Below are 22620 nucleotides of genomic sequence, written 5' to 3'. Positions count from 1 at the left end.
GCTCAACAAGCAGCGGCCTAGTTCCACAAGCAGCGCCGCGCCACAACCATCTGAAGCGTCAGCCGCGACCACGTCACCGGCAAATGCGCGCAGCCATCCTTAGATGGTTGCCTGCAGAGCCGTAGAGCCTTAACTGGCAAAACAGCGCACAACCTACCGGCGGAAAAACGGCCCTCGATGTTGCCGTCAGGTTCATGGCTCTGGTCCGCCAAAGCGCCGATAATCAACCCGCACGCAGCCCGGCGATGTTGCCACGTCAAGCATCGCCGCGACAATGCCACAGGCCGTCAAACGTACGAGGTGTTCGAGATCTTCGCCGCCGAAACACTCTGGCCACTAACCTGAACTGAGTGGGCGCAAAAGCCAGCACGATCACGATCGTTCAGTCCAACAACTCAACCCAATGACCTCCGGCGCAGCGGAGCCATGTCTCGCCTGCTCGTCTGCCTGTGCAGCGGCAACTCTGCCGCCAGACAAACCCAAGCCACAAGAGACACACAGCCGGGCGCCAGATCGCATCCAACCCGTGGCGAGGCTCATAATGCTCGAACTGATCGCTGCCAGTCGCCCCCACAATCGGGTAAGCAGTGGAGAGAACGGTCATGCGATAAGCTAGAGCGAACAACGCGGAAAAGCTTTTTGGGCTGGAAGAACCAAGGACACGTCCTCTCAAAACTGGGCGGCAACTCAGTGACATAGGATGACACTCAGCGCCCCAAAGCATTCCCAGTTGACCGCCAAATTCCGACCACCAGACGCACTCTCCAGCTTAATGGCAGCCAGCGCGGCGCAATGACCCGATCGGCTATGGTCGGATGGGCAATGTCAGGGCGAAAGCAACCAATGTAGAAAAGCTTTTGGGCTGGAAGAACCAAAGACACGTTGCCTCAAAACTGGTGCTGTAATTCGGTGCTTGTGATGACGCTCAGCGCCCCAAAGCATTCCCAGTTGACCGCCAAAATCCGATAACCAGACGCACTCTCCAGCTCAGATGACAGTCAGCGCGACGCGATAACCTGATTGGCTATGAGCGGATGAGCAATCTCAGCGCAAGTGCCACTTACGGAAGGCCCATCGCCAGTCGCTAAAACCGCCCGGCATGTTCCCCTCAGAGTTGTGCCTATTCTTTTGTCAAGCAACACAGTCAGACCCACTTCCTGTGTGGCTCTTGATGGTCGAATTGATCGCTGCCAGCCGCCGCACAATCGGGTAAGCGGTTGAGAAGAACGGGCACATGAAAAGCGAGAGAAACAACGCAAGGCACACTATGCATAGAGCGGACCGTGGGCAGGAGCTCGATAGTTTGAATGGGGCTGTGTTCACCCTCGCCGAAAGGGCTTGATTACCGGCTATTTGCGTTGGCGATCGTCCATCATATTCAGCGAAAGGGTCATTATGGATGAGATGATCGTCTCTTTCTTCCAAGCCCGTAAGCAGGCCTGCTGTGCATGTATGGAAGCGGGGAAGAGACCTACGAACCATAGGCATGAGCGGTTTTTAGCTGGTTTAATACGCCCTGAGTGCTGGAGCTTGTGGAGTTTAGCAATTTGTTCCTGAAACAGACACACAAAACCCGGAGCTGCTGGTGGTGCGGCTCCGGGTTAGCGGGTCAGTGTCACAGTGTTGGCTTCAGATGGGGGTCGACGAAGCTATTGCCCCGTTCTGAAGGGCTCTCAATAGAACGCTTGCAACCCGGTCTGCGCACGGCCGAGGATCAACGCGTGCACATCGTGCGTTCCCTCATAGGTGTTGACTGTTTCCAGATTCTGCATGTGCCGCATGACATGGTATTCGCCCATAATACCATTGCCGCCATGTATATCGCGTGACTGACGCGAGATATCCAATGCCTTGCCGCAATTGTTGCGTTTCACAAGGCTGATTGCCTCCGGCGCAGCCAGATTTTCATCAAGCAGGCGACCTACACGCAGCGATGCCTGCAAACCGAGCGTGATCTCTGTCTGCATATCGGCCAGCTTCTTTTGCACCAGCTGAGTGCCTGCCAGTGGCTTGCCAAACTGGATGCGCTCAAGGGCATAGCTTCGAGAGCGGTGCCAACAATCTTCCGCCGCGCCCAGAACGCCCCAGGAAATGCCATATCGCGCGCGATTGAGGCAACCAAACGGCCCTTTCAGCCCGGCAACATGTGGGAGCAAGGCGTCCTCGCCCACCTCAACCCCGTCCATGACGATTTCGCCAGTGATTGACGCGCGCAATGAAAGCTTGCCGTGAATTTTGGGAGCGCTGAGTCCAGACGTTCCCTTGTCCAGCACAAACCCGCGGATTTGATTGTCGTGCGCCGGTGATTTGGCCCAGACAACGAACACATCTGCGATTGGTGAATTTGAGATCCACATCTTGGTGCCGGTCAGGCGATAACCGCCATCAATTTTGTCGGCTCGGGTCTTCATGCCGCCAGGATCTGATCCGGCATCCGGCTCGGTCAGGCCAAAACATCCCACCCACTCGCCACTGGCCAGCTTGGGCAGGTATTTAAGACGCTGCTCTTCGCTGCCATAGGTGTAAATCGGGTACATGACCAGCGAAGACTGGACGCTCATCATGGACCGATAACCGGAATCGACACGCTCCACTTCGCGTGCAACCAGTCCGTAGGCGACATAGGAGGCCGCGGCGCAGCCATAATCTTCCGGCAGGGTCACACCGAGGAGGCCGAGCTCGCCCATTTCCTCAAACACCGCCCGATCGGTGGTCTCGTTCTCATAAGCTTCCATCACGCGGGGAAAAAGCCGTTCCTGAGCAAAATCACGAGCCGTATCGCGAATAAGGCGCTCTTCTTCACTCAACTGATTTTCAAGCAGGAATGGATCGGACCAGTCAAACTTCTTCATCGTCGGTATCTGACCAGCGGGATGCGCATGTGCCATTTAAAAATTCTCCGTTAGATATTTTGCATATGACATGAAAAAATACGGGCATCCAACAAGCTGTGTGATCCGGACCCGAATTTGAACGTGAATTTTGACCAAATTGGAAACACAGTGCGAGATCCTGCAGACTTGATGATATTCTGCGCCACGGGCTTCCATCTTCGCAGTCTGCGCGTACATATAATGTAGCTATAAGATTTGGATTCCAGTAGCAGTTGTAAAATCTGAAGTTATGAACGCCGGGTGAGTGGATTATATGAGTGAGACCATCCAGCGAAGAGCTTTCATTCTTCTGCTCGCAATTGTCACATTAGCGTTTCTATGGCTGATCCGCCCTTATTACGGTGCGGTTCTTTGGGCTGTCGTTCTAGCTGTCATCTTTTCGCCTATGCATCGCTATTTTGTCCGCACTATGGGCGGCCGGGTCAATCTGGCCGCTATTGCCAGCGTGTTTGCCTGCATCCTGTTTGCCATTGTTCCAATGGCTTTTTTGACAGCCTCGATTGTTCGCGAGGGGCAGGCACTGTATCGCAGGCTTTCACGCGAGGGGTTTGACCCCGGCGCAGCCATATCGCAAATCCACCAAATGCTGCCAACTGAGGTACAGGGATGGCTTGACGGCCTGGGGGCTGAGAGCCTTTCCTCGCAGATCACATCGGCATTTGGTCAGCTTGGCCAGCTTCTGGCCGGACGTGCCTGGAGCTTTGGGCAGGGTACCTTGAGCTTCATGGTCGGCGTTGGTCTCATGATCTACATTCTGTTCTTCCTGTTTCGTGATGGCCCGAAGATCATGAATGTCCTGCGCCGCGCTGCGCCATTTCGTGCCGACCATACTGAACAACTGATCCGGCGCTTTCACTCTGTGGTTCGCGCAACTGTGCGCGGTAATTTTGTCATTGCAGCACTGCAAGGCACTATCGGCGGTTTGACGCTGTGGGCGCTGGGCGTCAATGCCGCTATTCTCTGGGGAACCATCATGGCGGTTCTTTCGCTGCTGCCGGCGGTCGGAGCGGCGATTGTCTGGATGCCTGTCGCGATCAATTTTTTTCTAACGGGAGATTATCTGAAGGGCGTCATCCTGATCGCCGTGGGTGTTGCGGTCATTGGCCTCGTGGACAATCTGTTGCGCCCGCCTCTTGTGGGCAAGGAAACCCGAATGCCCGACTATCTCGTGCTGCTTTCAACGGTTGGTGGCATAACCCTGTTCGGCATTAACGGCTTTGTGGTTGGTCCGTTGATTGCTGCTTTGTTTCTGACGGTGTGGGGAATTTTCGTTGCCGAGCGCCAGGCAACTGAGCACACGGCTATTGTAACTGACACCCGACAGGCAAGGCGATCCTCGACTTAAGAATTACATACACTGCCTTTGAAAATACGCTATAGTTTCACCATGGCGGCGGGGACAATCGTATGGCAAGCGTGGTTCTTCATTCGGCGGCTCCTGAACATATTCCGGGGTTCATCACTCCGGCTGGGGAGACCGATGTTCTTCTGGTCGGGTCCATTATCTTCCTAATCGTGCTTTTGATGGTGCTGGGCAGCACCTATTTCTGGCTTCACTCTATTCCTGAGCGTATCGCTCACGGCACAGGAAAGACCCAGTTTCAATTGGTTGGCGTGCTGGCTCTGCTTGCACTTTTCACTCACAACAACCTGTTCTGGGTGCTTGCGCTGCTGATCGCAGTCATTCCCATTCCGGATTTCTGGACGCCGCTGTCCTCTATGGCCAGCTCTTTGTCCAGAATGGTGCCGATGCGACGAAGACCCGGAGAGCAGGCCGTTGAGGGTCCGCCCACTGAACATGGCATCGTGGCCGACGTTTCGCCTGCGGAGGTGGAAAAAACGGAAGGGCATCCGTCATGATTGAATTGTTGCTCTGCTCTGTAGTGACGATTTTGCCCGACTTTCTCTATCGACGTTTTGTGCAGGGAAAGCGCCTTGGCCACGAACTCACGCTCTATTCAATCTGGTACGAGCTGCGCTACGGAATAACAGCCTGTCTCGGATTGACCGTTCTGCTGCTGACGCTGATCCTGTATTTTCACCCATCAACCACCAGCGCCGTCTCATTCTATCGCACGGTACCGATATTGCCGGAGGGCTCCGGGCGTGTTGAAGAGGTTTTTGTTGACCTGCAGCATGATCTGAAAGCAGGCGATCCGATTTTCAGGCTGGACAGTTCAAGTCAGGAAGCTGCCCTTTTGACCGCGCAAAAACGTGTGGCCGAGGTGGATGCCGCCATCGAACTTGCACAGACGGAACTGGCGGGGGCGGACGCGCGAATTCAGGAGGCCGAAAGCGCCTATCGCCAATCCACCGACGAACTGGCAATGAGGACGGAGCTTCTGAATCGCAATTCCGGAACGGTTTCTGAACGCGAAGTTGAAAGGCTGCAGAATGTTGTAAATGGCCGTCAGGCGGCTGTTGCTGCCGCGCTTGCCAGCAAGCAGACGGTGCAGGTTCAGATATCCACCTTGCTTCCGGCACAGAAAGCCAGTGCCGAAGCTGCTTTGGATCAAGCTCAGGTCGAGTTGGACAAGACCATAGTGCGTGCCGGAATTGACGGGCGGCTGGAACAGTTCACATTGCGCAAAGGTGATATCGTCAACCCGTTCATGCGCTCTGCGGGCGTACTAGTTCCGGAAGAGGCCGGGCGATCTGGTCTTGTTGCCGGCTTCAGCCAGCTGGAAGCACAGGTCATCAGACGCAGCATGGTGGGTGAGGTGACATGCATTTCAAAGCCGCTGACGATCATCCCGATGGTGGTGACCAGTGTGCAGGAGTTGATTGCGGCTGGCCAGGTGCAGGCTTCAGACCGGTTGATTGATCCGCAGCAGGTGGTGAGGCCTGGCACAATTACTGTGTATATGGAGCCGCTGTATCAGGGAGGGTTTGAGGGTGTTCCGCCAGGCAGCAGTTGCATTGCCAATGTCTATACCAGCAATCACGACCGATACGCTGATCCGGATTTGGGCACCGGAACCTGGCTTTTCCTGCACGTTATCGACACAGTCGGCGTTGTTCATGCCTTGATACTCAGAATACACGCGCTCTTGCTGCCGATTCAGACACTGGTGTTTTCCGGCGAGCACTGAAACGCCGCGACAAGCGCGGCGTTTCGATAATCAGCAACTGGCTCTTGGTGCTCAGAGCCCACGGATACCTTCTACAAAGTTGCGGGCATCGTCGCCAAACTGCTGATAGAACGCATCATAGGCTGGCTCTGTCGCGGTGCGAAACGCATCCTGATCAGGTTCGGTAACTTCCATGCCTGCCTGCTTCAGAGATTCAAGCAATTCGCCGTCGCGCTCTGTTATATAAGCAAACTGCCAGTCAGTTGCTTCCTTCAAAGCCGTTTCGATGGCTTCCTGCTCTTCAGGCTGCAAACCCTGGAAGAAATTCTCCGACACGATGACATAGGCAGAGTTATAGATGTGGCCTGTCAATGTCAGGTGTTTCTGAACCTCAAACAGCTTTCCGTCATTGATGCCTTGCAACGGGTTTTCCTGCCCGTCGACAACACCTTGCCGCAGTGCTGCGTAAAGCTCGGAAAATGGCATCGGAGTCGGACTGGCGCCCAATGTCTTGAAAGTTTCAATCTGCGCCAGATTTTCAGGTGTGCGGATTTTCAGGCCAACCACATCCGCAGGGGAGTTGATGGCGCGTGTGTTGTTGGTGATATGGCGAAAGCCATTTTCCAGAAAGCCGACCAGCCGAATGCCTTTGTCTGGCAGCGTTGCAAACAGTTCCTGGGTCGGCTCGCTTTGCTGCGCCTTCAGAATATGTTCGCGATCCCGGAACAGATAAGGCAGTTCAAGCAGAGTGATTTTGGGCTCATAGATTGCCAGAACGCCGGTGACGGTCATTTCCAGCGTGCCCGTCGTCAACTGCTCCTGCATTTCGCGCTCTGAACCCAGCTGAGCCTGTGGGTAGATGGTCACCTCGAAGGCACCGGGGGCTTCTCTTTCAAGAGCCTCGCTGAACTTGGTCATTGCCTGATGAAAGCTGTGGTTTTCACTGTGACCATGGCCGATTTTAAGTGCGGTCTGAGCCGCGGCTGAACCTGCTGCAAGAGCAGCAAGAGCAATTCCGGCAACCAGCGTTTTCAGGATTTTCATGTCATCTCCTCCCTGAGTGTTTATGCATTAATGAACCCGCGGCCTATGGAAACAGGAGCGAGGGAATGTAGAGCACCATGCCAGGCCAGTAGGTGACGATTGCCAGCGTCACAAACATTGGCAAAATGAACGGCAGAATGGCGCGGAACATGCGTTCTATGGATATTCCCGCGACATGGGCTGTCACGAACAGGCTCATCCCCACCGGCGGGATTGCCACGCCGATCATCAGATTGAGCACCATGACGACGCCGAAATGCACCGGATCAATGCCCAGTGAAAGTGCAATGGGCACCAGAATCGGCGTCATCAGCATCAGGACCGCGCCGTCTTCGATGAACGAGCCGAGGAACACAAGCAACAGGTTGACCAGCAGCAGAAACACCAGCGGATTCTCGCTGACGGCCAGAAGCATGGTTCCAAATGCCTGTGCGGACTGGGTAACCACGAGCGCCCATGAAAACGCCGAAACATTGGCAATGATGAACAGGACGATGGCCGTGGTGACCATCGTATCAACAAGTATGGCCGGCAACTGCGAAAACTTGACCGTGCGATAGACGCCGAAGGCCAGCACGAAAGCGTAGCCCGCCGCGACCGCCCCTGCTTCTGTTGGTGTGAAAATGCCGCCGAGCAAACCACCGAGAATGATGAAAGGCGTTGCCAGAGCGAAAAAAGCCCGCCCGAACGACCTGATGATGTGCGACCAGTTCGGCTTGGGATCGCGCGGGAATTTGTGCCAGCGATCCATGATCGCTACCCAGAGGCACAGCATGAGGGCAAACAGCAGACCCGGCAGAATGCCCGCAGCGAAAAGCTGGCCAATCGACACTTCCGCCAGCGCACCATAAAGAATAAGCGGGATGGAAGGGGGCGTAATGGGACCAATAACAGAGGACGCTGCCGTGAGCGCGGCCGCGAAGTCGGTTTTGTAACCGCTGTCGCGCATGGCCTTAACCTGCATTTTTCCCAGTGAGGCTGCATCTGCCACCGCAGAGCCGTTCATGCCGGAAAAGACCACGCTTGAACCCACATTCGTATAAGCAAGACCGCCCGGTACAAAGCCGATACAACTGCGCACGAAGGTGAAAATCCGGTCTGTGACGCCGGAAGCGTTCATCAGATTGCCCGTCAGAATGAACAGCGGAATTGCCACCAGAACGAAATTGTCGGCACCCGCAATCATCTTTTGAAACATGATGGTGATGGGAAACGGGCTGGCGACCATCAACCCGGTGACCATTGCAAGGCCGATTGCCACTGCCATGGGAATTGACAGCGCAATCATCGTGAAAAAGGCAATGAGAATAACGGAGATCATGGCGTCATCTCTTCCAGCGGTGTGTGATCAACCGGCTCACCGGACAAAAGGCTGGACAGCGCATGCAGCGACATCAACGCGCCCGCTACCGGCAGGACCGCATAGAGCCAGGCTTGCGAAATTCCCAAAGTTGGAAAGGTCGTCGGGATCATGCGCAGGGTCAGGCTCCAACCTTGCCAGATCATGAGCATACCGAAAACAAGGAATGAGCCGTGCACCAGATAGACCGTGAGGCCGCGAACCAGCTTTGGCAGAAGCGAAACAAACGCCACCACGCGCACATGGACACCGCGCTTTACACCGGCCGAAATGCCAAGAAATGTTGCCCATACGAATGCAAGCCGCGTCAGCTCGGTTGCGCTGACAATTGGCAGCTGAAAGACATAGCGGGAAAACACCGAGACGATCAGCAGCCCCGCAAAGAACAGAACAATCGGCACGAGCAGCCATTCAGTGATCCAATTGGCATAGGCGCTTATGCGCCGGACGATGGCGATCATCACACTTCCACCCTATTGATTGTCTGAGCGGGAAAGTATGCGTTCCGACGCGTCAGCAATCAGCCGTGCCAGATTTCCGCCCATGAACCCGGATACCATTTCCTCGTCGAAAAGGTCAGGCTTTGCCGCGAGGCGTGGGTCGCCGTAGGTCTGGCCATCGCCAAGGGCAGCAAAAAGCGCGCGGAACGCGCCATAGCTGAACACCATATCGGCATATGGTGCATCGCTGCCCGCGCCAAGATTGCGCGAGAATGGCCGGCCTGCATTGGCATAGGTGATCAGTGCGCTTTCTATGTGCACGTCGCGCTTGGCACTCAGGACAAAGAATATATTGGGATTCTCGAGACCTATCTGGCGTGCGGCCTGATAGGTCGGTTCGGCATCAACAAAATTGCCGCCGCCGCCACCCATGTGAACGCCAATAACCGGGCTGTCCGGGTTGCGTTTTGCGATCCTCGCCAGCCCCTCGGCAGGGGTAAACGGAGTATCTGAACCGAAGTGAAAGGCGGGAACCGCACCTAAGCCGACAATGACATCCACGACTTGTGCAACCTCATCGGAGTCAATCGGGTATTGATTTTGCGCAGGGTTCATTTTCACCACTGGCATGCCGAATTCCTCAACGCAGCGGCGTGCAAGGGCAATCGCAGCATCAACGCCCAGCGCTTTCGGGTCCGTCCAGCCTGCGGGAATAACGCGTTCGGGATGTTCACGGGCCAAAGCGGCAATCTGCTGATTGGCAGCGGTCAGCAGTTCGGCATTCTGCTTCTGGTCGTCACCATATTGCAGCACCGCGGGGTTTTGCCAGCAAAGTGCCATGTCGATGCCAGCCTGCTCCATGCGGGCAAACAGGTTTTCAGTCAGCAGCGGGCGGCCATGATAGTAATTTGCATCGCTCTCTATTCGCTGGCGCACAGCCGCTGGCAATGTTTTACGATCTGTCGGGTGCACATCCCCGTCGATGACCAGCCGGTCTGCATTCTGCCGTAAAAATTCTACCCGCTGTGCGTGTTGCACGCGTGCGCTGGATGTAACTGCCATTTGTAATTGTTCCGTCCCCAGAGTTTCCAGAAGGATAATCATTGAATTCGATGCCAACAAATGATTATTTTTCCACAAACTGCTGAAATGGATTCACATGTCACGCCACTTGCCACCCCTTCGCGCAATTCACGCTTTTGAGGCCATTGCCCGGCTGGGCTCCGTTTCGGATGCTGCAGAAGAGCTTTCGCTGACTCCATCGGCAATCAGTCATCGGCTGCGCCGGCTGGAGGAGCACTTGAACGTTCAATTGTTTTATCGCGCCAACCGACGGATGATCCTGACAGATGTTGGCCGGGAATATCTTCAAACGGTGGCAAGTGCATTCAACCGCATTGAACAAGCGAGCGAACGCATTGTTGGCGGCATGGCCAGCGATGTTTTGACAGTGCACTGTCCGCCAAGCTTTGCCCCGTCCTGGCTTCTGCCACGCATCAAAGGGTTCATGGACGCATATCCAACCATTGACCTGCGCATTCACGCCAGCCCTGAACCGGTGGATTTTTTCAAAACCAGTACAGATTGTGAGATTCGCTACGGCAGCGCTGACTGGACGGGACTGGACGTGTTTCCCCTAATGGCGGATTCCCTGACACCGCTTTGCACCCCGGACATCAAGCAACGCATCTGCAATCTCGACGCGGTGGACGCGCTCAGTGATGTTCCGTTGATCTTTTCGGAGCGGGCGCCGATCGGTTGGGGAGAGTGGTTCCGCGGGAAATCATTCCGCCGAACACTGAACCGGGGCCTGTATTTCGACCGCGGATATCTGGCCTTGCAGGCGGCGGCCCAAGGTCTGGGAGTGGCGCTGGAAAGCACGATCTTTGCCGAACCCTACCTGAAACGGGGTGAACTGGTTCGCCTGTTTGAACCGGGTTTCGGCGATGTCATCATCAGTGGCCATGCGCTGGTTTACCCGCCGGTCTACCGTGAGGTTCGCAAAATCGCGCTGTTCCGTGACTGGATTGTTGCGGAAGCGCAGGAAACCGTGTCCCGCAGGTAGCCCAACGGTATTGACCCTGCTGGCCCGGACATCGCAATCAGTTTCCCGGAGTGTGGGGGTCGGCCAATCCGGCACTGGGTCTGCTGACTGGCACGGCAGACAGGGAAGAGGTGCGCCTGGCCAAAGCATCTTCACCGCTTTTGCGCAAAATATCGCGAAACACCGGATGCATGCCACCATCAACATAGAAGTGTGCCGTCAGCGCAGCTCCGCTTGAAGCCAGATTGTCAATCTTCTGCATATCGCTTTGCGTGCGGCTGGCAATGGCCGGGTTCGGTTGGCTGACCGCAGGCGGGCAGGCTGCCAGAGGGTTGGTCGGCTCACCGCCAGCGAAATCCGTATCGATAATGTATCGCTGGCCGCAATAGGATATTTTGGGTTGCCGGCGTGCCACTTCGAAACTGTCATAACCGCGTTTGAGGTCAGTCCAGAAGCTGAAGTTTGGATCTGTCCGATGCTTTGCCATGTTCTGTGGCGTCATCCGGAATGGAAAAGCCTGGACCTGAAAAGCTTGCTGTCTGCCTTTAAGCGCCTCACGCGCCACAGCGTAGATTTCTGAAACGCCATCATCGGTCAGCGCGTAGCAGCCTGAAGAGGTGCATGCACCATGAACCATCAAGGCGTCACCTGTATAGCCAAGGGCAGATTCAAGCCGGTTTGGATAACCCAGATCAAATGACAGGTGAAACTGCGAAGTCGGGTTCAGCATATTTGCCGTAACATGATAAAAACCCTCAGGAGCTTGACGGTCTCCCTCACGGGTCTTCGGCCCAAGCTTGCCTGACCAGCGGCACATTGGATAGGTTTTCAGCAGCGCATATCTGCCCGATCGATCCTGCTTCCAGATTTCCAGCTCGCTTTCCTGCTTGAAAATGCGGATGAGGATCGGAGACGATGGCGACATCGATTTTTGCGACATCTCGGCTAGAAGCGCGGCCGGTATTGGTTGTGTCGCCTTGGTGTCTACAGACAGCACGCTGGACACGCATCCGCTCAGCCAGATGGCCAAAACGCCGATAGCGAGAAGTCTGATTGAGTGCAACATATGCCAATTACCGCGACCGTTTCCCCACCAACGAAGACAACCATCGCTACCTTGCGGGGCAGCAAAGCCAACGAACGGCCGCGTCTGGCGACTTTGCCAGTGTGGTCTGCGAGTGCGGCAATATTATGCGACCTGTTTTTAACAGATGCACAGTTCGTCAACTTGACCATGGAGGCGCAGTTGTCTTCTTACGACAACTCGGAATGGGGCCGATCCTCGTCCACGGTACGAGCTGCTTCACTTGAGATTGACAGATGTCTTGATAGCAGCTGGAACAGAACATCTTTTGAACCCTCATCGATATAGAACCAGGCAGATGAGTTGCGTGCGCGGACGCAATGCCTCATAACGCCCTGTAGTTTAGCTACACTGAGGGTCTGATGCTGAAAGAACTCGAACGAAAAAAATCTCAGTTCGGACCGGCCGAGTTGCGGCTCGCAGAATTTACGATGACCGAACCCCGTCTTGTAACGCAACTTTCACTGGCCGCACTTTCTCAGAAAGTAGGAGTTAGTGAACCGACTGTAATACGATTTTGCAGAAAGCTGGGATGCACCGGATTTCCGGATTTCAAGCTGAGACTGACTGAGTATCTGGCTTCCGGTACACCCTATGTCCACCAGGAAGTCAGCCTTCTCGATACGATTTCGGATATATGCAAAAAGGTCCTCGATTCAAGCATATCGGCGATCGTAACATTATCTGACACTCTGGATACTGCGTCGATTGAAAGGGCAATCGGCGCATTGTCTCACGCGCGCAGGATAGATTTTTTTGGCACCGGCCCATCCAGCGTCATTGCTTACGATGCGCAGCAAAAATTTATGTTTTTTGACGTTCCGGCTGTTTTTCATCACGATTCCCATCTTCAGATCATGTCTGCTGCCTCCCTCTCTTCCGGAGATGTCGCCGTTTGCTTTTCGTTCACCGGGCAAACGGTCGATATTGTTAGTTGCGCTACACGTGCTAGAGACGCGGGTGCCACCGTTGTCAGTGTTACGCGCAGCGACTCCGCTCTGGCTCAGATGTCTCAAATCTCAATCAACGTCGACACAATTGAGAATACGTTCGACTACTCACCAATGACGACACGCCTTGCACACCTTGCTGTTGTTGATGTTCTGGCAACGGCCGTCGCCGTCAGGCGCGGACCTGGCATCAGTGACCGTATTCAGAACATGAAGCTGGCTTTGAAAGATAAACGCGTCGCCCGGTGATTTTCATAAAACTACATAAATCCGTTTCATTCGCATTGACTGTAGCCATTTGTATACGTATTACTACAACCCGTGGTTCAGAAATTACCGGGGAGGGTAATGATGCACATTTCCAGGCGCAATTTTCTCACAGGAACGGCGGGGATAGCGCTGGCTGGGGCGCTTCCGGTTTCTGCGCGTAGCCAGCAGAATATCATTAATATTCTGGCGCATCGGGTGCATCAGGGCGTTGCAAATGGACCTGCCGGATCCACGACAAAAGATTGGGAAGAGGAAACTTCCTCCCGGCTCGAGTGGCGAACATTTGATACAGGCCCACTGCAGGAGCGATTGTTCCGTGAGGCCGGGCTTGCGTCCACTGATATTGATATGTCGTACATGCTCCACACATGGGCCAACCCGACAGCGCTTAACCTGTTCGAGCCGTTGAATGCCCACATGGAGCGGGCGCCTATCGAGAATTTCGAAGATTTTTTCCCGGGAATGGTTGATGCAATGTCTTCGGGCGGTGAGCTTTGGGGCATCCCGATGCGCCACGCGACCGCTGGCCTGCATTACAATGAGGAACTGTTCGAAGAGAGAGGGCTTTCGGGCCCACCAGAGACCATGGAAGAGCTGCTGGAATATGCCCGGAAGCTCACATACACACGGCAGGACGGGACACCGGTTGTAGGATTTGTTGTCCCGAACAACTATTCCAATATCGTCAATATGGCCCGCGCCTGGAACGGCGATTTCATCGGTACAGACTTTCAGGTGCGGGCAGCAGATGCGCCGATGGTCAAGGCACTGACGGAGCTTCGGGGATTGTTCGATGCTGGCGCATTTCCTCGGGAGTTCCCCTCGCTTCTACAGGAAGAAGCCAGCACTTGGATTCAGGGCGGCCGCGCAGCGATGATTATAACGAATATGAGCCGCAACGCGCAATTCAACGACCCCGAGAGATCAAGTTTTCCCGGTAGAATCAAAACCACCACCGTGCCAATTTCGCAAGAATTGCGTTCGGAGTTTGATGTGGCCCCGGTTGGTACTGAAATCTGGAGTTATGTCATTCCCCGAAATGCTGCCAACAAGGAACGTTCGTGGGATTTGATCCGTGCAATGTCCTCAGTTGAGAATACGAGGATCGGGGCTTTGAACGGCAACGGACCTGCTCGCAGCTCAATATATGATGATGCTGAGTACAGCGCGAAGTTGGAATATTCGGACGAAGAAGCACGGGCTCTTGCTGCAGCGCGTGTTCCAATGCCTGCGTTCGACGGAGCGCCGCGCGCATCGGACCTAATTCGCGAAACTTACGAAAGTGTCGTCCTGGGATTTGTCGAGCCGGAGCCTGCGTTGCAGGATCTTGCCGCGCAGCTTCAGCGCCTGCTTCCGAAGTAGCGCGTTTTTAAACCGTCAACTCATCAACAGTTCAAGCGTCGGAGGCTGTGCGCGGCCATCGGCTACACGCGCGTCGAATTCCGGCGCTTTCCAGCATAGGTATGTCCACTCCATGAAGATCATCCAGGTAAACGCCATTCCCTTGTCAATGCCTATTGCTCCGGGAGAGCACCGGACCTGGTGGGGAGATTATCCGTCAATATCCATCGTTCTTGTGGAGGTGGTGACGGACGAAGGGATTAAAGGCTATGGCGAAGGCTTGGCGCGTTATTGCCCGCAATCATATGCCATGCTGGTCGAAAAGCTGCTGGCACCTCAATATATCGGCAAGGATCCATTTGAAGTCGAAAGCCTGTGGCAACGTGCTTTCCGCAGCCACAGTGGCAAATCCGGTGGAATGCTGATGGAAGCCATATCGGCAATTGATATCGCCCTTTGGGACATTATGGGCAAGGCGCTGAACCAGCCAATCCATCGCCTGTTGGGCACATGTGGCCGTACGGAAGTGGATGCTTATGCATCGTCCATTTCATGGAACGCGGAAGATAAGGCCGCTGAACAGGTCGAAGCAGCGACCCGCCAAGGGTTCAAAATGATCAAGGTCAAGCTTGGTGCGCCGGCTGACGATGCTATTGCATGGTGCCGAAAGGTTCGAGACATGGTGCGTCCGGACATAAAGCTTTGTGCCGATGCCAACTTCGCCTACAGCCTCGATGAGGCAATCAAAGTAGCAAACGCTCTGCACGAGCTGGATTTTTACTGGTTTGAAGAGCCGCTGATCCCCGAAGATATTGATGGATACAAGCGTCTCAGAACTGCTTCCCCGATGATGATTGTGGCAGGCGAAAGCGAGCACACATCATTTGGCGCACGGGAACTGATTGCGTCACGTTCCGTCGGGATGATTCAGCCCGATTGCACCAGAGCAGGCGGCATTACCGAAACGCGTAAAATCGCAAACACCGCCTACGCTTTCAACGTTGGCTATGCGCCGCATATAGGTGGCGGCGGGGCTGTATCTGCAGCCGCAAATCTTCAGCTTTCGGCCGCAATGCCCAACTTTGTCATCTTCGAGAGCATGATATTTCCAAGCGCACTGCGTGACGAACTTGCAACGGAGCCGGTTGGGTCGATTGATCTCAAAACCGGTAAGGTGAATGTTCCTCAAGGCCCCGGCCTGGGTATCGAGCTTGATTTCGATGTCGTCGACAGGCTCAGGTCAAAAGGGTAGCCATAAATGCTCGGCCGGCTAGGACAATTCCTTCTTATCTCGCCCGTTCACCTGCTGCTGATCGCCTTCATAATGGTGCCAGCGCTTTATGTTGGCTGGCTCAGTTTTCACAGTGCGACTTTTGGCGGGACAACGGAGTTTGTAGGCTTCGCAAATTATATGACGTTGCTAGGGGATCGCAACTTCTGGCGTGCAGCCATAAACACCGTCGTGATTGTGAACCTTATTGTCTACCTTGAGCTTGCTCTGGGTCTGGCTATTGCACTTCTATTCGTGCGCGGCGTTCCGATGCCGCGTGTGATGGTTGCGATCGTCCTCCTGCCATATGCGGTCAGTGAGGTCGTTGCGATAGTGATGTGGCGCTACATATTTGACCCCAGCGCCGGAGTTGTGAATCTTTTCCTTCAAGGTCTGGGGCTGCCGGTTGTCGAATGGGCTATCAACCCCGTCCACGCGCTGGGTCTGGTGGTGCTTATAAGTGTCTGGCAGAATCTGCCGTTTACTTTCATTCTCATTTACACCGCAAGGCTCGGTTTGCCTAAAGATGTCTATGAGGCTGCAGATCTTGATGGCGGTACCCCCTGGAAAATTTTCCGCCATGTAACGGTGCCCTTGCTTTTGCCAGCAATAATGGTTGCCGTGATGTTCCGATACATTTTCGCTTTCCGGATATTCTCTGAAGTCTGGCTTTTGACGGAAGGTGGACCAGCCAGGATGACAGAGGTTCTGGCCGTTTATCTTTACCGGAACGCTTTCCGCTACCATGACTTTGGTGTCGCATCAGCCACTGGCTGGGTGATGGTTCTGCTCTCGTTTGCAATTGCCGCGGTGTACCTTCGTGCAATGTATCGGAGGATGTTCGCGTGAAGTTCAGCTCCATTATCGCCACGGGCGGACGATATTTTGCACTCGCGATGGTGCTTCTCTGGTCTGGTGTCCCGATCTATCTGGTTGTCAGTTCGTCGTTCAAAGTGTCTCGCGACATCTTTGCCGTCCCGCCCAAATTATTCGTCTTCTCCCCCACGCTCGATAATTACACTCGGCTTCTGGCTGAATGGCCGCAATTCTTTTCGGGTCTCTGGAACAGCTTGATTATTGCGGGCTTTGCTACTGTTCTCACCGTGATCGTCAGTTCTACGGCCGGATATGTCTACTCACGACATCGAGGAGCATTGCTTACGGGATCAGCATTTTTCATGATCATCGTCAGGCTGTTCCCGCCGATTGTTATCACCCTGCCGTTGTTTCCATGGATCAATGCGGTTCACCTTAACGACACCCACATTGTCCTGATCGTTCTGTATGCGAGCTTTTACGTCAGTCTGGGAACATGGATCATGAAGGCGTTTTTCGATCAGGTTCCCCGAGAACTTGATGAGGCAGCAACGATGGATGGCGCCAACCCTTTTCAGGCTCTGGTCAAAATTCTTCTGCCGCTCGGCGCTCCCGGCATGATTGCAACGGCGGTCTTCATCAGCATTTTTGCCTGGAACGAGTTTCTGTTCGCCTTCATCTTCACATCAACAAATGCACGCACTGCGCCGATGGCATTGAGTGAAATGATGGGGTCCGTAACAGGCGTCGACTGGGGAGTTCTTTTTGCCGCTGCAAGTTTGCATCTTGTGCCGGTAGCCATTTTCGTCATCGCCATGCAGCGTTTTCTGATAGCGGGCCTAACCGCCGGCTCCGTAAAAGGATAAATGGCGGGTTCTCGCCGAAAGGACATCAATGTCAGGCATTTCTCTTCACAAGGTTGGCAAGAGCTATGGATCTGTGGAAGTTCTCCACGATATCGATCTCGAAATTCCCGAAGGCCAGATGACCGTCCTGCTCGGGCCTTCCGGATGTGGAAAGTCCACACTGCTGCGAATGATCGCCGGTCTTGAGCCGATAACACGGGGGAAACTTTTGATCGGCGGCAGGGAGGTCAATACAGTTGCGGCGAAAGAACGTGGCTGTGCGATGGTTTTCCAGAGTTATGCTCTGTACCCGCATCTCACCGTCTACAAAAATCTCGCGTTCCCGCTGACGATGGCGGGGGAGAAGCCCGAAGCGATCAGGCAGAAGGTCAACGCAACCGCGGAAATGCTGCAAATTGCCCCGTATCTCGATCGATTGCCGCGTGATCTTTCTGGTGGTCAGCGGCAACGCGTGGCAATGGGTCGAGCCATTATACGCGAGCCGAATGTTTACTTGTTTGATGAACCTTTGAGCAATCTCGATGCAGCCTTGCGTGTCAAGATGCGACTGGAGATTGCGCGCCTTCAGCGCGAATTGCAGGCAACCATGCTGTTTGTAACGCACGATCAGGTTGAAGCCATGACACTCGCCCATCAGATCGTTGTCATGAATGACGGCTATGTGGAGCAGGTCGGTGCTCCACTCGATATCTACCGTCAGCCAGCTTCACGATTTGTTGCCACCTTTATCGGTTCTCCGGGAATGAATGTCCTCGACGTTGAGGCGGTTCGACATGATGGCAGTGCCGCGCAGGTAACGCTTCAAAATGGCTGCCTGCTGGCAGTTGAAAGCAGTGACCCGCTGTTGGTGAAAGCTATCGCTGTGCGACCTGAAGCCTTGTCATTTTCTCCAGATCCGATGAAGCAATGTGTTGAGTTCGCGGTTGGTGACTTCACAATTCTGGGCATCGAGCAACTGGGAGATCGAGCATTTTGTTACATCTCGACGACTGCCGGCGAAATAGCAGTGGCTGTCGACAGTGGTGTATCCGTCGATTCTGTGACCGACGGCGGAAAACTTGGTATCTGGGTGCATCGGGATGATCTTCTGACTTTTGATGCCGGCGGCAGAGCTATCAGCAACATGCAGAAAGTGGCAGAGCCAGCGTAGTCAACGACGCCAACCGGTGTGGGAGTGTCGCACGCATCTGCCCGGAATTTGACCGGTAGCGACACACTGACCCGCCGCCAGATGCGAAGAAATGCGCATCCCGGCTAGAATATTATTTTCAGAAGAAAATGGTGGGTGATGTAGGGATCGAACCTACGACCCGCTGATTAAGAGTCAGCTGCTCTACCAACTGAGCTAATCACCCGAACGCATGAAGCGCTGTGAAGCGCGGTTGCTCTTCACTGGGCGGTTTCTAGTGTTTCATTTGTCGGATGTCCATAGCCCACACGTTGCTTTGTTGAAAAAAGCCCAAATGCACTGGGGAAAAGACGTCTATAACCAAAAGCTGCACCATTTCGCACTATAAGAAGCGATCTCCGTCATTCTCAGGAAGGCAGGGACTGTAATTTTTGTTACGCATGCATATATTCCGAACGCCTCCTGCCGGTTGCTGGCGTTGGCGAATCAAAGAGGATTTGAGCATGTATCCGAATACGCAGATGCTGATTGCCGGTGAATGGGTCAACGCAACAGGCGGCGCTACGCTGGATGTGCTTAACCCGGCCACCGGCGAGCAGATCGGAACCGTGGCCAAGGCTTCCATTGAGGATCTGGACCGCGCGCTGGAAGCCAGCATGACCGCGTTTCAACTCTGGAAAAAAACCCCGGTGGTCGAGCGCGCCGCGCTGCTGCGCAAGGCCGGTGAATTGCTGCGCGAGCGAGCCGATTCCATCGCGCGCCTGCTGACGATAGAGCAGGGCAAACCCTTTGCCGAAGCGCAGGTCGAAGTCCTTCTCTCGGCGGATGTTCTTGACTGGTCTGCGGAAGAAGCCCGCCGCATTTATGGACGCTTGATACCCTCACGCGCAGACGGCGTGGTGCAGCGTGTCATTCGCGAGCCTGTGGGCCCGGTTGCCGCCTTTACACCGTGGAACTTTCCAGTCAGTCAGGTGGTCAAGAAGGTTGCGCCGGCGCTTGCCGCGGGTTGCTCCATCATCGTCAAGGCTCCTGAAGAAACGCCTGCATCGCCGGCTGAGCTGATCCGCGCGCTGGTTGATGCCGGTATTCCGGCAGGCGTCGTGCAACTGGTCTATGGCAACCCGGCGGAGATTTCCGAACATCTGGTGCCGCACCCCACCATCAGGAAAATTTCCTTCACCGGCTCCGTTCCAGTCGGCAAGCATCTGGCCGCACTGGCCGGAAAGCACATGAAGCGTGCCACCATGGAACTGGGCGGCCACGCGCCTGTCATGATTTTCGATGATGTCGATGTTCAGGCAGTGGCCCACACGATGGCCAGCTCCAAATATCGCAACGCCGGTCAGGTTTGCGTTTCGCCCACCCGCTTCATGGTGCAGGAAAGCGTTTATGACGCCTTTGTTTCCAGCTTTGTGGAAACCGCTGCCGCGTTGACAGTTGGCGATGGTTTGCAAAGTGGCGTCAAAATGGGGCCGCTGGTCAATGAAAGGCGTGTTCAGGCCGTGGACGAATTGATTTCCGCTGCTGCTAAAGACGGTGCGCGCGTTGCTCTTGGTGGCGAGCGCATTGGCAATAAGGGGTCATTCTACGCGCCTTCGGTTCTGGCCGATGTCAACCGCGACATGCGCATCATGAATGAAGAACCCTTCGGACCCGTGGCTCTGATGATGCCATTCCGCGATGTCGAGGAAGTTGTGGCTGAAGCCAACAGACTGCCGTTCGGCCTGGCCAGTTACGCTTTCAGCCGTTCTGCGCGCATTGTCGAGACATTGGCCAACGAGGTTGAAGTTGGCATGTTGACGGTTAACCATCTGGGTCTGGCGTTGCCGGAAACACCTTTTGGTGGTGTCAAGGATTCCGGATACGGGTCGGAAGGCGGTGCGGAGTCGATGGAATCGTTTCTGTCACCGAAGTTCGTGACGCATAACGCATTTTATTGAGAAGTGGAGCGTTACAGGTGATCGACGGATCACCTGTAACGCCTGACCTCACGATACGGTGCATTGTCCTGCTGTTGACGATGTCATTGTGACGAGAGCGGCCTGAGTGCCAACCCATGCCGGGCAAGCTCGATCCCCATTCTATTTGGGCGGATTCGCACTCTGTTGCGCGCGTTTGCGCTTGACCATGGAGCTTTGTTCAAACCCGAGCACCAGCAAGATTGCGATTGCGAATGGCACCAGGAAGTAAAGAATTCTGAAGACCAGAAGCGCTGCCAGCACTTCGGTTTCCGGCACCTTCTCCAGCCCGGTCAGAAACGCAACTTCCAGAACGCCGAGGCCACCAGGCGCGTGCGAAATCAGCGCCAGTGAAAACGAAATCACAAAAATCGCCACCACCATTGCAAAGCCGGGATGATTTTCCGGCGGCAGAGCAAAATAAATGATGGCCGCCGCTGCAACAATTTCTGCCGGGGCAATGAACAACTGCCGAAGAACCACAGAGCGTTCCGGGTAGTGAAGCTCAAAACGGCCTATGCGCAAAGGACGGAACCCGGCAAAGCTGCCGAACACATAAAGCCCGACGAGAACAAGAATTCCGCAGGCAACGAGCCGTGGGATTGTGGTCCCGATATCAACATAACCCTTCACCGCTTCCGGATAGAAGAGAAGCGAAACGGATGTGACGATCAGCACGCCCAACGCAAAGGTGAACGAGCAGAAGGCAATGAGCAACGCAACCTTGGAGACGCTGAGTCCCTTGGAAGTGTACGCGCGGTAGCGCACCACGGCGCCTGAAAAAACTGAAGCTCCAATATTGTGAGACAGTGCATAGGTGGCAAATGACGTGGCCAGAATGAACGGAAACGGCACATTGGCCTTGAGGTGGCGCAGTGCAAGCTGATCATAGAACGCCAGCATTGTGTAAGCGACGATCGCCGCCCCTATGCTCAAAGCCCACTGAGTTCCGGTGATCGCCTGAAAGCTTGTCAGAATGTCATCGAGAGAGAGACCCCGAACCTCGTGATACAGCAGCCAGCCGGAAAAAATCACCGCCGCGAGACCGATCACAGGCCAGATATAGTCTTTCAGCTTCATGCATGCTCCTCAATGAATCATTCCAGGGCAATTTGCCGTTGTGATGACACTATTTCCTTAAACACCGATCCAGTCATGTGAAAGGCGAGACAAGCCATATAACTCTTCTGACAACCGATTTTGATCAGATGTGGAACGATTTGCCACACGTGGCGTTTATACGGCATCTTTTTCAGTTTGGAGTCGCCCAATGCCACGTACCGCCGCAATCGCTTTAAGTCTGGCCGCCGTCATGGCGCTTTCCGCGTGTGCAAATACTGTTCGCGGGGTCGGTCGAGATGTTGGAAATACGGTGTCAGCCACCGAAAGCGCTGTGACTGATGTTGCACGGCGTTAAGCCTGAATTGCAACACGACACCTGACACCTGATGAAACATGGCTGGATCGCCTCCACGATCCGGCCATTGTTTTGCGTGCTTATGGCAAAGACGTTTTACGCACAGCCATCCAGCGCTGCAGATAGACTGTGAACTTCCCGACAAAAATGCCGCTCGCTGTTCCCGGCAGGACAAGATCGGAAAACCGGAAGGCCGGTTCCAGCATGTGTTCAGGCGACACTGCTGCAATGACGCCAAAGGTGTATTTGATTGCAAAGGTGATGAGCACCAGCGGCAGGAGCGTATAATCTGCCGGCCGGTGTATCAGGCCGGTTGAGGGGTCTGCGAATATGGCAGCACGCCGAAGAAGCAGAATGCCAATTCCCACCCCGACGCCAATACCCGCTATCCATATCAGGCTTGTTTCCAGTTTCAGGCCATAGAGCCGTATCAGCTCAATCAGGCTCCATCCGGTTAGAAGAACCGGGATGACTGCCAGCTTTGTCAGGCTGACGGTGGCCGGCTTGAACCCTTTGATGCCGCGAGACAGAAGATAGAAGAACAGGATGTAGACCCATAGGGGTGTGTTGCTCAAAAACTGTGACACCACATCCATGCGTTGCTCCTCCGCTCTGCATTGCTAAAGCATTTCACGCTGAAACGGAATGGTTTGAACGGCAAACCAA

At 54.6% G+C, this 22620-nt stretch carries 20 protein-coding genes and 1 tRNA gene; 12 read left to right on the top strand and 9 right to left on the bottom strand.

The genetic code is table 11. The features are described 5' to 3' along the window. Positions 1–1673: 1673 nt before the first annotated feature. A complete protein-coding gene (locus tag FPY71_RS12245; RefSeq protein WP_149300505.1) occupies positions 1674–2888 on the bottom strand; it encodes an acyl-CoA dehydrogenase in 1215 nt (404 codons plus the stop codon). A gap of 259 nt (positions 2889–3147) precedes the next feature. Here FPY71_RS12245 and FPY71_RS12240 point away from each other — a divergent pair, with 259 nt between their 5' ends. From FPY71_RS12240 to FPY71_RS12230, 3 genes are all read left to right on the top strand, one after another. Further along, the gene (locus FPY71_RS12240; RefSeq protein WP_149300504.1) at positions 3148–4239 is read left to right on the top strand and encodes an AI-2E family transporter; all 1092 of its coding nucleotides are present in this window, start codon (positions 3148–3150) and stop codon (positions 4237–4239) included. 62 nt (positions 4240–4301) lie between these two features. Continuing rightward, positions 4302–4754, top strand: coding sequence for a hypothetical protein (locus tag FPY71_RS12235; RefSeq protein ID WP_149300503.1), 453 nt, complete (start codon positions 4302–4304; stop codon positions 4752–4754). Continuing rightward, positions 4751–5986: an HlyD family secretion protein gene (locus tag FPY71_RS12230; RefSeq protein ID WP_149300502.1), complete on the top strand. Its 1236-nt coding sequence runs from the start codon at positions 4751–4753 to the stop codon at positions 5984–5986. The genes FPY71_RS12235 and FPY71_RS12230 overlap by 4 nt, the downstream gene beginning before the upstream one ends. Positions 5987–6037: 51 nt before the next feature. On the opposite strand, the gene FPY71_RS12225 is transcribed toward FPY71_RS12230, so the two are convergent. The 4 genes from FPY71_RS12225 to FPY71_RS12210 are packed head-to-tail and all read right to left on the bottom strand — an operon-like array spanning position 6038 to position 9871. Next, positions 6038–7009: a TRAP transporter substrate-binding protein gene (locus FPY71_RS12225; RefSeq protein WP_149300501.1), complete on the bottom strand. Its 972-nt coding sequence runs from the start codon at positions 7007–7009 to the stop codon at positions 6038–6040. A gap of 43 nt (positions 7010–7052) precedes the next feature. Next, the gene (locus FPY71_RS12220; RefSeq protein ID WP_149300500.1) at positions 7053–8330 is read right to left on the bottom strand and encodes a TRAP transporter large permease; all 1278 of its coding nucleotides are present in this window, start codon (positions 8328–8330) and stop codon (positions 7053–7055) included. Next, the gene (locus FPY71_RS12215) at positions 8327–8830 is read right to left on the bottom strand and encodes a TRAP transporter small permease (protein ID WP_149300499.1); all 504 of its coding nucleotides are present in this window, start codon (positions 8828–8830) and stop codon (positions 8327–8329) included. Before FPY71_RS12215 ends, FPY71_RS12220 begins: the two co-directional genes overlap by 4 nt. A 12-nt stretch (positions 8831–8842) precedes the next feature. Next, positions 8843–9871, bottom strand: a complete 1029-nt coding sequence (locus tag FPY71_RS12210; RefSeq protein ID WP_188052321.1) for an amidohydrolase family protein — start codon at positions 9869–9871, stop codon at positions 8843–8845. Between the two features lie 97 nt (positions 9872–9968). Between FPY71_RS12210 and FPY71_RS12205 the strand changes: the two genes are divergently transcribed. Continuing rightward, complete coding sequence (locus FPY71_RS12205) at positions 9969–10874, top strand: LysR substrate-binding domain-containing protein (protein ID WP_149300497.1); 906 nt, start codon at positions 9969–9971, stop codon at positions 10872–10874. A 37-nt stretch (positions 10875–10911) separates the two neighbouring features. On the opposite strand, the gene FPY71_RS12200 is transcribed toward FPY71_RS12205, so the two are convergent. After that, positions 10912–11919, bottom strand: a complete 1008-nt coding sequence (locus FPY71_RS12200; protein ID WP_149300496.1) for a L,D-transpeptidase family protein — start codon at positions 11917–11919, stop codon at positions 10912–10914. 380 nt (positions 11920–12299) lie between these two features. Between FPY71_RS12200 and FPY71_RS12195 the strand changes: the two genes are divergently transcribed. The 6 genes from FPY71_RS12195 to FPY71_RS12170 all read left to right on the top strand — a co-directional run bounded on the left by FPY71_RS12195 (position 12300) and on the right by FPY71_RS12170 (position 18600). Then, positions 12300–13136, top strand: coding sequence for an SIS domain-containing protein (locus tag FPY71_RS12195; RefSeq protein ID WP_149300495.1), 837 nt, complete (start codon positions 12300–12302; stop codon positions 13134–13136). Between the two features lie 99 nt (positions 13137–13235). Then, on the top strand, positions 13236–14519 hold the full coding sequence (locus tag FPY71_RS12190) for an ABC transporter substrate-binding protein (RefSeq protein WP_149300494.1): 1284 nt from the start codon (positions 13236–13238) through the stop codon (positions 14517–14519). Between the two features lie 112 nt (positions 14520–14631). Continuing rightward, positions 14632–15750, top strand: a complete 1119-nt coding sequence (locus FPY71_RS12185) for a mandelate racemase/muconate lactonizing enzyme family protein (protein ID WP_149300493.1) — start codon at positions 14632–14634, stop codon at positions 15748–15750. A 159-nt stretch (positions 15751–15909) separates the two neighbouring features. Next, the gene (locus FPY71_RS12180; protein ID WP_246160391.1) at positions 15910–16617 is read left to right on the top strand and encodes a carbohydrate ABC transporter permease; all 708 of its coding nucleotides are present in this window, start codon (positions 15910–15912) and stop codon (positions 16615–16617) included. Next, a complete protein-coding gene (locus FPY71_RS12175; RefSeq protein ID WP_246160389.1) occupies positions 16614–17450 on the top strand; it encodes a carbohydrate ABC transporter permease in 837 nt (278 codons plus the stop codon). The genes FPY71_RS12180 and FPY71_RS12175 overlap by 4 nt, the downstream gene beginning before the upstream one ends. Before the next feature lie 28 nt (positions 17451–17478). Then, positions 17479–18600: an ABC transporter ATP-binding protein gene (locus tag FPY71_RS12170; protein ID WP_149300491.1), complete on the top strand. Its 1122-nt coding sequence runs from the start codon at positions 17479–17481 to the stop codon at positions 18598–18600. A 129-nt stretch (positions 18601–18729) separates the two neighbouring features. On the opposite strand, the gene FPY71_RS12165 is transcribed toward FPY71_RS12170, so the two are convergent. Further along, positions 18730–18805 (bottom strand) — tRNA-Lys (locus FPY71_RS12165). Positions 18806–19082: 277 nt separating this feature from the next. Between FPY71_RS12165 and FPY71_RS12160 the strand changes: the two genes are divergently transcribed. After that, positions 19083–20519 carry an NAD-dependent succinate-semialdehyde dehydrogenase gene (locus tag FPY71_RS12160; RefSeq protein ID WP_149300490.1) on the top strand — a complete coding sequence of 479 codons (1437 nt, stop codon included), beginning with the start codon at positions 19083–19085 and terminating at the stop codon, positions 20517–20519. 141 nt (positions 20520–20660) lie between these two features. Here the strand turns inward: FPY71_RS12160 and FPY71_RS12155 are convergent, their stop codons facing one another. Further along, on the bottom strand, positions 20661–21617 hold the full coding sequence (locus tag FPY71_RS12155) for a lysylphosphatidylglycerol synthase domain-containing protein (protein ID WP_149300489.1): 957 nt from the start codon (positions 21615–21617) through the stop codon (positions 20661–20663). Positions 21618–21807: 190 nt separating this feature from the next. Between FPY71_RS12155 and FPY71_RS18870 the strand changes: the two genes are divergently transcribed. Then, a complete protein-coding gene (locus tag FPY71_RS18870; RefSeq protein ID WP_483964275.1) occupies positions 21808–21954 on the top strand; it encodes an entericidin domain-containing protein in 147 nt (48 codons plus the stop codon). 80 nt (positions 21955–22034) lie between these two features. Here FPY71_RS18870 and FPY71_RS12150 read toward each other — a convergent pair whose 3' ends face one another. Beyond that, positions 22035–22550, bottom strand: a complete 516-nt coding sequence (locus tag FPY71_RS12150) for a DUF1453 domain-containing protein (protein WP_149300488.1) — start codon at positions 22548–22550, stop codon at positions 22035–22037. Positions 22551–22620 lie beyond the last annotated feature (70 nt).

This window comes from Aureimonas fodinaquatilis (assembly GCF_008369445.1).
Taxonomy (GTDB): Bacteria; Pseudomonadota; Alphaproteobacteria; order Rhizobiales; family Rhizobiaceae; genus Aureimonas; species Aureimonas fodinaquatilis.
The sequence above is the reverse complement of the archived record's forward strand: the minus strand, read 5'-3'. Positions and strand labels throughout refer to the sequence as shown.